Source organism: Lapidilactobacillus wuchangensis (genome assembly GCF_003946645.1).
Classification (GTDB): Bacteria; Bacillota; Bacilli; order Lactobacillales; family Lactobacillaceae; genus Lapidilactobacillus; species Lapidilactobacillus wuchangensis.
Genome location: NZ_RHOU01000007.1, coordinates 1 through 12,584 on the forward strand (window position 1 = coordinate 1; position 12,584 = coordinate 12,584).

Annotated in this window: 9 protein-coding genes; 1 reads left to right on the top strand and 8 read right to left on the bottom strand. The window is 42.3% G+C overall.

The window, feature by feature from the left end; translation table 11 throughout:
* Positions 1 to 324: 324 nt before the first annotated feature.
* Positions 325 to 2,298 (top strand): glycoside hydrolase family 127 protein, encoded by a 1,974-nt coding sequence (locus tag EKM82_RS06965; RefSeq protein WP_125767580.1) that lies wholly within the window; start codon positions 325 to 327, stop codon positions 2,296 to 2,298.
* Between the two features lie 804 nt (positions 2,299 to 3,102).
* Here the strand turns inward: EKM82_RS06965 and EKM82_RS06970 are convergent.
* The 8 genes from EKM82_RS06970 to EKM82_RS07000 all read right to left on the bottom strand — a co-directional run bounded on the left by EKM82_RS06970 (position 3,103) and on the right by EKM82_RS07000 (position 12,583).
* On the bottom strand, positions 3,103 to 3,765 hold the full coding sequence (locus EKM82_RS06970) for a YczE/YyaS/YitT family protein (RefSeq protein ID WP_125767581.1): 663 nt from the start codon (positions 3,763 to 3,765) through the stop codon (positions 3,103 to 3,105).
* Between the two features lie 48 nt (positions 3,766 to 3,813).
* Positions 3,814 to 5,322 (bottom strand): xylulokinase, encoded by a 1,509-nt coding sequence (xylB, locus tag EKM82_RS06975; protein ID WP_191988111.1) that lies wholly within the window; start codon positions 5,320 to 5,322, stop codon positions 3,814 to 3,816.
* A gap of 132 nt (positions 5,323 to 5,454) precedes the next feature.
* Positions 5,455 to 6,795, bottom strand: a complete 1,341-nt coding sequence (xylA, locus tag EKM82_RS06980) for a xylose isomerase (RefSeq protein ID WP_125767583.1) — start codon at positions 6,793 to 6,795, stop codon at positions 5,455 to 5,457.
* Positions 6,796 to 6,902: 107 nt separating this feature from the next.
* Positions 6,903 to 7,136 (bottom strand): hypothetical protein, encoded by a 234-nt coding sequence (locus EKM82_RS11450; protein ID WP_164508161.1) that lies wholly within the window; start codon positions 7,134 to 7,136, stop codon positions 6,903 to 6,905.
* 608 nt (positions 7,137 to 7,744) lie between these two features.
* Positions 7,745 to 8,899: an ROK family protein gene (locus EKM82_RS06985; RefSeq protein WP_125767584.1), complete on the bottom strand. Its 1,155-nt coding sequence runs from the start codon at positions 8,897 to 8,899 to the stop codon at positions 7,745 to 7,747.
* Between the two features lie 470 nt (positions 8,900 to 9,369).
* Positions 9,370 to 10,845, bottom strand: coding sequence for a glycoside hydrolase family 1 protein (locus EKM82_RS06990; RefSeq protein ID WP_125767585.1), 1,476 nt, complete (start codon positions 10,843 to 10,845; stop codon positions 9,370 to 9,372).
* Positions 10,846 to 10,849: 4 nt separating this feature from the next.
* Complete coding sequence (locus EKM82_RS06995) at positions 10,850 to 11,734, bottom strand: ROK family protein (RefSeq protein ID WP_125767586.1); 885 nt, start codon at positions 11,732 to 11,734, stop codon at positions 10,850 to 10,852.
* 27 nt (positions 11,735 to 11,761) lie between these two features.
* Positions 11,762 to 12,583: an alpha/beta hydrolase gene (locus EKM82_RS07000; RefSeq protein ID WP_125767587.1), complete on the bottom strand. Its 822-nt coding sequence runs from the start codon at positions 12,581 to 12,583 to the stop codon at positions 11,762 to 11,764.
* Position 12,584: the final 1 nt, after the last annotated feature.

The following is a 12,584-nucleotide window of genomic DNA, read 5'->3' on the forward strand; positions in this document are numbered from 1 at the left end:
AGCGGTTAGAAGAAGGCTTGTATTTGAGATTGTTGCGCAGCAATAAGCTCAAATCAACGCCGGCAACGTTCCACAACCCAACCGCCGCAACGAAGTGTTTGCGACTCTGTCTAAAACCAGTTCGGCTTCAAACCAACGACCACAGCGTTCCGCGCCATTAAGATCACCCAGCAAACACCTTTCCAATTACGAAAGACTCGGTAAGTTCCCATTCCAAAACCAGATAGTCGGTTTTGTCCACCTTTTATACGACTATGACAGTTTCTCTGATTGAAGAAAGCCTTTACACTTAGAACAGTTAAGTCAATAAAGGAGCTCGTTAAAATGAAACAACCTAAAATTCAAATCACCGACCCATTTTGGTCCGAATATCGTCGGATTGTTAAAGACGTGATGATTCCTTATCAATGGTCGGTCATTAATGATGATGTCAAAATTGATATTGAGCGTGAGAACGCCAACGCTTTTAAGGCCAGTGAAAAAAGCCATGCCGTTCAAAATCTGAAAATTGCTGCTGGTTTAGCTCAGGGTGATTTTTACGGTTTCTGGTTCCAGGATTCCGACGTTTATAAATGGCTGGAAGCCGTGGCTTATGCCTTGCGTTACGCCCCTGATCAAAAGTTACAACAAACTGCTGATGATCTGTTGGTGTTAATTAGTCAAGCCCAAGAGGCAGATGGTTATTTGGATACTTTCTTCCAAATCCGGGCGCCCCAATTAAAGTTCCAACACGTTTCTTTCAGCCATGAGCTCTATTGTATGGGCCACTACATTGAAGCCGGTGTCGCTTATTATCAAACAACCGGCAATCAATTGGCCTTAACAATTGCTACCAAAATGGCCGATTGCATCGACGCTCACTTTGGTCCCGAAGCAAATAAAATGCACGGTTATCCAGGCCATCCCGAATTAGAATTGGCCTTAGCAAAATTAGCTGATGAAACTCACGAAACACGTTACAGTGACTTGGCTGCCTATATGATCAACCAACGTGGCACCAAGCCTAACTTTTTTGCTGAACAAGCAAATAATAATGAACCTTTGCCAGCTGATTTTCCTTTTGCTGAACCAGAAGACAACGGTCAGCAATATTTCCAGAATCACGTACCCGTTCGCGAGCTGCAAGCTGCCGAAGGGCATGCTGTGCGGATGACTTATTTGCTGACCGGCATGGCCCACGTTGCTCGCCAAACCCACGACGAAAGTTTACAGGCCGCTTGTCAACATTTGTGGAAAAACATTGTGGATAAGCAAATGTATGTCACTGGTGGCGTCGGTTCGACTGTGGCCGGTGAAGCTTTTACGTTTGATTATGATTTGCCTAATGACACCATGTACTGCGAAACTTGTGCTTCCTGCGCAATGGTCTTTTTCGCCAAGCAAATGCTTGAAAATAATCCTGATGGCGAATACGCTGATGTGATGGAGCGAGAGCTTTACAATGGTACCATTAGCGGCATGTCATTAGACGGTCAACACTTCTTTTACGTGAATCCATTGGCCGTTAATCCTGAAGCTAGCGCGCTTGATCCGAATAAATCACACGTCAAAGTTTCTCGTCCGGCTTGGTTTGGCTGTGCTTGTTGCCCACCAAATCTGGCGCGGTTGATTGCCTCCCTTGACCAATACTTATACACAGTTAAAGACGAGACGATTTACAGCAACCAATTCGTTGGTCACACCGCCACTTTCGGTGCTGATTTAACGATTACGCAATCTGGCAATTATCCCTGGTCTGGGAATATCAGCTACACCATTAATACACAGAACAAGCCCGAATTCACTTTTGCCATTCGCATTCCTGATTGGTCGCAAGCGAATTACACCGTTAAAATTAATGGCCAATTGCAAAATGATTTACTGGACTTGGATCACGGTTATCTGAAATTAACTGGTCCTTGGCCAGCCACAACAACGATTGAGCTGGCGTTAGATATGGCCGTTCGCACGACGCAAGCCAACCCATTAGTTACTGCTGACTTAGGCAAAGTTGCTGTTGAGCGGGGACCACTGGTTTACTGTTTGGAGCAGGCCGATAATGGTGCCCATTTACCAACGTTAAGTCTTGGCACTGAATCAACTTTCCAAATTCAAGATAATGTCGATTTGGGTTTACCCCTAAAATTAACCACAGTTTCCACAACCGGTGCAAAACTCACCTCGACTAATTCTGACCAACTTTATCAATCGGCACAGAATCCGCGGCCAACAACAGCCCAAAGTTTAACCTTTATTCCTTATTTTGCCTGGGCTAATCGCCAACCTGGCGAGATGCAAGTCTGGTTACGGCAACACTAATAATGAACAGCAAAAAGCAGTCGGTACAAGTTACTTGTTGATAACTTGTCCAACTGCTTTTTTGCTGACACTTTCAGAACTTAATTAGAAATAAGGCGGATAAAGGCAGGCATAAAAATCTATGGTGTGGGTATTTAAACTGAATAACGTCTGACTACATTCCGGGCTGCTTGTCGTGGAACGCTGCCGGCGTTGATTTGAGCTTATTGCTGCGCAACAATCTCAAATACAAGCCTTGTTCTAAGTGGCACGGCCACTAAGAACAATTTGGCGGCTGACGACAAGATCCCTCCATTCCGTCTGGAGCTGAATTAGTGCACTTCACCTATGTTAGTGCTTAAGTCAATACTAGCAAGATTCATTATCTCAATTCAATCAGTAATAATAGTTGAACAGCATAAAAAAATCGGTGTGACGACTCTATTCTCAGTAGAGTTTGTCACACCGATTTTGTCTTACCACAATCTGGTTCGGCCAAACAGTGGTGATCAATTTCGTTAGTTTTATCAGGTGGTTGCTGGGCGATTGGCGTCAGCTGTGAAATTATCGTTGGTGCTTTAGCACTTACGATAAGCCTCGAATTTGAGATTGTTGCGCAGCAATAAGCTCAAATCGACGGCCACAGCGTTCCACGCCAAAACAATCGCCCAGCAACCACCTTTTCCAATTGGGGGAGTCTTGCACCAGTTTTGCTTTAATTTTGAAAGCTCAAATCAACGCCCGCAACGTTCCACACTCCAACCGCCGCAACGGAGTTGTCCACTACTCTGCCCAAAATCGGTTTAAATTGAGGAAGTTCAGTCACTATTCCACTTCAGTAACCTTGGGCCGACTGTAATGTTCAATTAATGGGGAACCGATCTTTTCGTCCCAGAAGACAATGAAAGGCCCGCAACAAAAGGCGGTAACAATCGTACCAATACCGACAGGACCACCAACTAGTAAAGCCAAGCCCAAGAAACTAATGTCTTGAACTAGACGGACTGGTCGATAATGCCAGCCAGTATGGTCGACAATCATTGGCGAAATGCCATCGTAAGGTGAGGTCCCCACTTTTGCTGCCATATAAAACGAGGCACCAAAGGTAAAAATCAATGTACCGATAATTAGCATCACAATTTCAACAGGTAGCGAAACCTTGGTCAAATGGAATTGATCATGATATATCGCCGTAAATAAATCAATGAAGAAACCGACGCAAACCATATTAAAAACACTACCAGTACCGATATATTTACGGCCCCACAGCAACATGGCAATCAAAATCACAGCGTTAATAATCAGTTGATAAATACCCAGACTCATACCAAGCAATTTACCGACGCCAATATTTGCTGCCGAGTATGGGTCCACGCCCACACCCGCGACCCGCAACGTTGCCGCTCCGAAGCCTTGAATTGTCACACCAATTAATGCAAAGCCACTGCGAATGGCAAGTTCTCGTGGTTGATAACCCAAAATTTTCATACTAAAAATTTAGACCTCTCAATTTGAATAAAGCGTTTACGCTCTGAATTATACTTGATGTGACTCCTCAAAATCTAGTAGCGCACCAGTCATTTTTTTCGTTTGGGGATAAATCTGTTGATAAATCTGATGTAGCTGTTGATATTCAGCAACATGCTCTGGATTTGGTTGATAAACTTTTTTGACGGCGATAAACTTCTGAGCACAACCGCTAAAGTCACTGAACCAGCCTAAGCCAACAGCGGCGATCATGGCAGCGCCCATACCAGGCCCTTGTTCACTTTCCAAACGCACAACTTCTTTATTAAAGATATCAGCTTGAATTTGTAACCAAAGTTCACTCTTGGCGCCACCACCAATAGAAACTAATTGCTTGAAATTCTTACCATTAGCTTCGTAAATATCTAAAATATCGCGGAAGGAGAAGACAATTCCTTCTAGCACGGCGCGAACGAAATCAGACCGTGTTTGTTTCCCATCAATGCCAATAAAACTACCACGGATTTTCGCGTCGGCGTACGGTGTCCGTTCACCAACAATGTAAGGTGCAAACAACAAACCGTGGGCACCAATCGTTGAAGTCGATGCACTACCAACGAAATCGTTAAATGAAGCTTCTGGAGCGAAAGTCTTCTTAAACCAGCTCAAACTATAGCCAGCAGCTAAAGTGACGCCCATGGAATAGAAACGGCCAGGAACGGCATGGTTAAAGAAATGTAATTGACCGTGATAGTCGGCTTGAGTATCTGGCTCATAAGCGAGGATCACGCCAGAAGTCCCAATACTGCACATCGCTTGATCAGGCCGCAAAATACCAGCACCAATGGCACCACAAGCATTATCAGCACCACCACCAAAAACAGAGGTCGTTGCTGAGAGACCACTTTCTTTAGCAAATTCAGCCGAAATCGTGCCAACTTTGTCAGTGGCTTCAACTAATGGTGGGCAAATTGACATTGGCAAATCAAAAGCGTCGCAAACTTCTTGACTCCAAGCTTTCTTGGCGATATCCACCATGACTGTTCCAGCGGCGTCAGAGAGTTCCATATTCAATTCGCCGGTCATGCGATAACGCACATAATCCTTCGGCAAAACAAACGTTGCCGCTTGCTTGAAGATTTCAGGTTCATTTTCTTTGACCCAAAGGATCTTAGGCAAGGTGAACCCTTCTAATGGTCGATTACGGGTAATTTCAAGGAATTTGTCGCCCATTTTAGCCATAATTTCTTCAGACTGCTTGGTCGTCCGGGTATCGTTCCAAAGAATTGCTGGCCGCAAAACTTTACCAGCAGCATCCAATAAAACTAAGCCGTGCATTTGACCGGAATAGCTGAGCCCTTCAATATCACTAGCCGCAACTTTACTAGTCGTAAATAATTTCTGGATAGCAGCTTTAACGCCAATGATCCAATCTTCAGGATTTTGTTCGCTATAACCAGGTTGTGGTTGCTGTAATGGATAAGCAGCACTAGCTTGCGCGGTTACCTGACCAGTTTGATCGACTAACAGAACTTTAACCGCACTGGTACCTAGGTCAACACCAATAACGTATTTCATGATTTATCCTCACTTTATTTTTCCATAAAAAAAGAGCCGGGCAAACACCTGACTGTTACGTCCGTCTTTGCCACATCTTGTGTCAAAGCAATGTTATTGCCCTACTCTTTTTCTTGTCTTTTTAATTAATGATTAATGTAAAGTTTCGATGATATAGTGGTTCAAAGTATCTTTCAATTCTTCGATCCGACCTGACTTAGTTGCTGCTAATAAGGCAGTTTGTGGCTTGTCAATGATGTAATCATTCAATGACTTGAAGTCTTCCTTGCCGGATTCGATATCAGCGCCAATACCTGAATCGTAGCTTGCATAACGGTCAGTAATGAAGTTTTCAAAGACTTTATCTTCCTTCAACTTCAAAGCAACCTTCAAACCAGCTGAGAAGGTATCCATACCAACAATATGGCCATAGAACATGTCATCAACAGTGAATGATGAACGGCGTGGTTTAGCATCGAAGTTCAAACCACCACGACCTAAGCCGCCGTTTTCAACAACTTCGTACATTGCTAAAGTAGCTTCGTATAAGTCAGATGGGAATTCATCAATATCCCAGCCAATTAACTTGTCGCCTTGGTTGGCATCCAATGAACCTAACAAGCCAGCTTCACGAGCAACCCGGATTTCGTGTTGGTAAGTGTGACCAGCTAAGTTAGCATGGTTACCTTCAAGGTTCAACTTGTAAGTGCCATCCAAACCGTAAGTCTTCATGAAGTTGATCGTTGTCGCAGCGTCAAAGTCATATTGGTGCATCATTGGTTCCTTAGGCTTTGGTTCGAGTAATAATTGACCTTCGTAACCAATTTCCTTAGCGTAATCTGCAGCCATGTGGAAGAACTTAGCTAAATGTTCTTGTTCACGTTGCATGTCAGTGTTTAATAATGATTCGTAACCTTCACGGCCGCCCCAGAAGACATAGTTTTCAGAGCCGACTTTCTTAGCGATGTCCAAACCTTCTTTGACTTGGCCAGCAGCATAAGCGAAGATGTCAGCGAATGGTGATGAAGCAGCACCAGAAACGAAGCGAGGGTTAGTGAACATGTTAGCTGTGTTCCAAAGAACCTTCATCCCAGTTTGTTTTTGATATTCAGCAAACATATCAGTAATTTCGTCTAAGTTCTTGTTTGTTTCCCGTAAAGTCAAGCCTTCAGGAGCAACGTCACGATCATGGAAGCAATAGAAGTCAACGCCCATTTTTTCGTAGAATTCAAATGATGCTTCAACACGAGCTTTAGCAAGGTCCATACCAGTTAAACCATTCCAAGGACGAACAGCCGTGCCATCGCCGAAGATATCGTTTAATTGTTGGCCAAAAGTATGCCAGTAAGCAACTGAGAAACGTAACCAGTCGCGCATTTTCTTACCGCCGACAACTTCGTCAGCGTTGTAATAGTGATAACCTAAGCCAGATGTTAATTCTTTAGTCCCAACAAAAGGAATTTTACCTTCGTTAGGGAAGTATGTTTTAGCCATTATGAAAAGCCTCCAGAACTTTATTTAGTTTGTTTATATAATTAACTTACTTACAGAAATAGTATAGCGCTTTCCTAAAAAATAAACAAGGGTTTGTCACCAACAATTTAAAAAAATATCAGCCGAATTTTAGTAGTCAATTTATCGTTATACTGATGCTCAAAAACCCGGTGAAAACACGGGGCAGAACTGAATCTGACGCCATTGCGGGCTTTCTGGTTGTGGAACGCTGCCGGCATCGATTTGAACCAATTGAAGACCGCAATTGTTTCAAATACAAGCCTTCTTCTAAGCAATAAATTGCTAAGAAGAATTTGGCGGCTGACAACCACGCCCTCCATTTCGTCTGGAGTTAAGGTAGTGCATTTCAGCAGTATTAGATGTTAAGGCAATTGCAGTAGGACAAATCAACTTGACTAGAATTATTCTGACAACTAAACAGTGCACAAAATAAGCTTGCTTGGCAGTTCCTGGTTTCATCCAGAAAAATTGTCAAACAATCTTTGTTAGTTTCTACAATCTATTTTTCTAAATAGTGGTGCTGAGTTTCCTAATTTCATCAGCCGATTACCGGGTCACACCAACTTTACCGGTACTGGCATTTAATCCGACTAATCTAAATTGAACCAGCCTCACTCAAAACGCAGTGCAGGCCGCCGGGGTGTCAGCCGCCAAATTGTTCTTGGTGGCTGTGCCACTTAGAACAAGACCTGTATTTAAGACTTTGTACAGCAAAGGCTTAAATCAGCGTCGGCAGCGTTCCACACCCCGCCGGCCGGAACGGAGTTGTCCACTCTACTGCCCAAAACCAATTTAAATTAAGCAATACTAATTACTACGCTTGCCAATCACTGGAATCGTCCAGCAACCACCATTCCAATTGGGGAAGTCTTAGCACCTAATCAACACAAAAAACCATTCCCGAAATTAATCGGAAATGGTTTCATTTTTATCTGAAGAATAATTGACCACTGTTTAGTTCAAGAATATGGTGAATGATCATGGAACAGCCGCCTAGCATCGTCGCATTGCGCACATTATCAACCACGTCAACTTGGGTTTCATCATTGGTTAAATGAGGAATATTCAATTTGATTTTAGTTAACAATTCAGGAATCGCTGAGACTAGACTTGAGTTCAACGCCACTCGCTTGGGATCGAAAGTCACAATCGTATTGTAAATAATATTGGCAATATAGAAGCAGAAATCATCAACAATCAAATGGACTTGCGCATCATTTTGATAATAGAGTCTTGAAATATCAGCTGTCTGAATATCCGCTTGTTTGGTCACTTGTCGAATCGTGTCCAAAACGGAATCTTCCGAGCAATATTTCTCAATCGTATTAGGTTCGCGATGATTCATGAAGTCCTGATCGTAAATAACTTGGTGACCAATTTCACCGGCTTCACCATGTTTGCCCGTATACAGATCGTTGTTAATGATAATACCCGCACCAATCCCCTTATGGATACTAATACAAACAATGTTATCGATGTCATCCCGACTTTCAAAATCACGTTCATAAATAACCGAAAGATTGGCTTCGTTCTCAAGTAAGACTGGTACTTCCAGTTTTTCTTCAAGAATCTTGGCAATATCTAAACCTTTAAAATCAATAAATGGCGTATACAAGACTTGATTCTGATCAATAATACCGTGAACGGCAACTGAAACACCTAATAATGGCACATCAGCCTGTAGCCGCTCGGTATGCACCAAGCTGGACATTAATTCCAAGCGATCCTCAATCGACATATCCTTAGCTGGGTAGCGCTCAACGCTGACTACGCGGCCATCCATCAGATTAAACATCCGATCAATATAATCGTAACCTAAATCAAAGTTCACCACATAACCCAACTGAGCGTTGAATTTCAACAAAGTTGGCTTGCGACCACCATTCTTAGTACTATCACCTTGGCCTAATTCAATCAAATAAGCTTGATCAATTAAACTGGCAACAATATCAGAAACAGTGACCTTGTTCAGATTTAAATTCTTCGAAATTTGGCTTCGGGAAATTGGGCCGTAATTAAACGCCTGTTGCAAAACCCGTTGCTCATTTAAAACACGCACTAAATTTTTGTTTGATTGCATCATAACGCCCTACTCCAGATTATTCTGATTTTTCATTAGCGTCTGCAATCAAGTTAAGCACAAATCATTTATCATTTAACCATGAAGTTTTGACTTTTGCCTACTATATAATCAGATTATCAAGCTGCTTACTGCTGGTAGAAATCGCTTTTTACCAAAGATGACTGCCAACCTAATCTAAGCAGTGCTAATCTTTAAAATAATTAATCGTTATTTCCATTCATCAGTTCAGTCAAGTTGATGCAGACTTTTCCATTAATAATGATTGTGCTCAGTGACAAGCCATTCTACGCCAGGTCTCAGCACGCTCATTATGATTATTGCTACCCAAAATAAAGCGTTTAACAATAAGTTACTTGGGTGGCCTAACTAACTACTTTATTCATATTGTCTACTAAAATGTGGCGAGAAGCAACTAATTAGTGCAAACGCTATCAAATTTGGTTAAATTACCCAGAAATGCAGGCGGTTTTTTAGTCATTTTTCTCCTGCACGTCAGCGCCATTGTTCGCAATCAATTTCTGATACCAATAATAGCTAGCCTTAGGGATCCGTTTAAGTTCCTTAGGACCATCGTCATCCCGGTCGACATAAACAAAACCATAACGTTTGCGATAACCGTTTAACCAGCTGAGTAAATCACTGAATGACCAGGCACAATAGCCGATCATTTCCACACCATCAGTGATAGCTTCCTTCATGGTTTTAACATGGTCAGCTAAATACTTAATTCGATAATCATCATTGACTTGACCGTCAACTAACTGATCAGCCGCACCTAAGCCATTTTCAGTCACGAAAATTGGTAAACGATATTTCTCATAGACTTGCCGTAAAGCTACCCGGAAACCAATTGGATCAATTTCCCAGCCCCATTCTGTCTTTTCAAGATAAGGACTTGAAACAGAATTGAACATCGGAATTTCAGGTGATTGGGCCTGATCTTCTTTAGGCTGCATCAAGTATGGATCAGTTGATGAGAAGTCCTTCTTATCGTTATCAGCAACTTTCTTTTGGAGCCGGTTTGTTTGCACCGTGCCACCATGATAGTAATTGATGCCTAAGAAGTCAGGTTTAGCACTCTTCAATAATTTCTGATCAGCAGCTGTCACTTCTGGGGCAATGCCCATAGCTTGCAGACGCTTCATCATGAAGTATGGATATTCTCCACGGCAGTAAACATCTAGCCACCAGTTATTGTTGAAGTCATCAGCATTAACTGAAGCCAAAACATCGTTCGGATCGCCAGTTAATGGATAAACGGGACCATAACCAAAGCTTGGTCCAATCAACCCTTTTGGTACCATTTCGTGGAATAAATTGATTGCTGTGGCATTAGCCAAGTTCACAATATGGTTGGCCGCATACATCCGCTTAATATCAGTAACTTTAGGTGGATGATTGCCCCAACGATAGCCTAGGCCAGTAAAGACGTTTTGTTCATTCATGGTGACCCAATACTTCACGTCATCCTTGAAGGTTTCAAATAAGACCCGGCAATATTTAGCAAAAGCGTCAACGGTTTTCCGTGATTCCCAGCCTAAATATTTATCTTGTAAAGCTTGTGGTAAATCCCAGTGATATAACGTCAAAACTGGTTCAATATGATTTTCTTTTAATAATTTCACTAAGCGAATATAGAAATCTAAACCAGCTTGATTGACTTCACCTTCGCCGTCAGGAATCACCCGACTCCAAGCAACGGAGAAACGATAAGCTTTCAAGCCCATTTTGGCCATTAAACCAACGTCTTCTTCTAGATGATGATAATGATCAATCGCTACATCACCATTGGTACCCTTATAAGTGTTGCCTTCAGTATGGGCATAAGTATCCCAGATTGATGGGCCTTTACCGTCTTCGTTATAAGCGCCTTCGATTTGGTAAGCAGCCGAAGCAGCGCCCCAAAGGAAATTCTTAGGAAAATCATCTAATTTTTGATAATACATACGATTATGAAGCCTCCTTAACTGTCTTTGTTGCTAATGATAAAGCCCCAATTAGGCCAGAATCATTATGATGAGCACAAGTACCAACTTCGGCCTGGAAGTCAGACCAAGATGGCATCTTCTGCAAAGCCTCTTGAATAAATGGCATGACCAATGGATTCTGACTGATCCCACCACCGATTAACACGCGTTGTGGCGCATTAGTCACAACTAGATTATAAATCGCAATTGCGACATGTTCGGCCCATTTCTCAACCACTGATTTAGTAGTAGGATCGGCTAGATTAGCCATAATTTGTTCACCAGAAACTTCATCTGGAGATAACTGCTTAGCTTCTGCATAACGAGTGACCAAAGCTCTTGTTGAAGCTAAATCATGTAAGGTGGCCACACCTTTAGCAGTGTAATCAGTGACCATCATGCCAAATTCGCCAGCCCGGAAACCAGCACCATGTAAGACTTGGTTGTTGATCACAATGCCACCACCAACGCCAGTACCTAATGTGATGACGGCAAAATCATGCACATCTTGGGCATTACCATTTAACTTTTCAGCTAAAGCAGCACATTTAGCATCATTTTCGATGGCCACTGGTACTTGACGATCAAGTTTAGCACTTAATGATTGCACAATATTCTGACCATCTAGTTGACCTAAAGCACCGGCACGAACCGCAACACCACTATCGGTGTCAATGAAGCCAGGAAAACTAATGCCAATTGCAGTTAAATCGTTATATTGATTAGCAATAGCTGCCATTTGTGTAAAAAACTTAGCTGGTGTCGAAGAATCAGTCGGATATTTATCCTTGACCAAAAATTCTGCTTGTTCATTAAAGACGGCATATTTAACGAAAGTCCCACCAACATCAAAACATAAGAACTTCATTGCTAGTCACCACTCTTCCGAATTTTTTTAATTATTAAAAGTATTCTTGACCCAAGTTGCAAATAAATCTGGCCAAACGCTAACTTCTGGTTGAATGCCATAACCGTTAGGAATGGCTGTTTCAGCAGTCGCAATGCTTAAGCCGTGACCACCTTTAGGGAAGATATGCATTTCAAATGGCACATTGGCCTTTTTCAGTGCGTCAGCAAACAGTAATGTATTTTCAACTGGCACACAATCATCAGTATAGGTATGCCATAAGAAAGTTGCCGGTGTATCAGCTGTGACTTGTTTCTCCAAAGACACACTCTCGCGAATGGCTTCATTATCATAGTCATCACCAAGCAAATTCTTAAAGGAGTCAACGTGCGCATACTTACCTGATGAAATGACTGAGTAGCCCAGTAACAAACCATTAGGCTTGATGTCAGCACTTTGATAACCGTAATCTTTCAACAGCTTGCTATTCCAAGCAGTTGCTAAATTAGCAGCTAAATGACCACCGGCAGAGAAACCAGCAACGATGATCTTATCTGGATCAACATGCCAAGCTTCGGCGTTGTCGCGAATTAATTTGACCGAACTGGCGATTTCCAATAATGATGCTGGGTAATGAACTGGCGCAACATTATAACGTAAGATAAAAGCCTGATAACCTTTAGAAAGCATCTTAATGGCCACTGGTTCAGCTTCACGATCAGAGGTCATCACATAACCCCCGCCAGGAATCACTAGAATCGCTGGCCGCCGCCGATTAATATCCATTTCTTCTGAGTTATCTAAAACGTAGCCATAAAATTTAGCATTGTCAGTAAGTTTTGTTTTAATTGTTTTTTCGATTAATTGCATG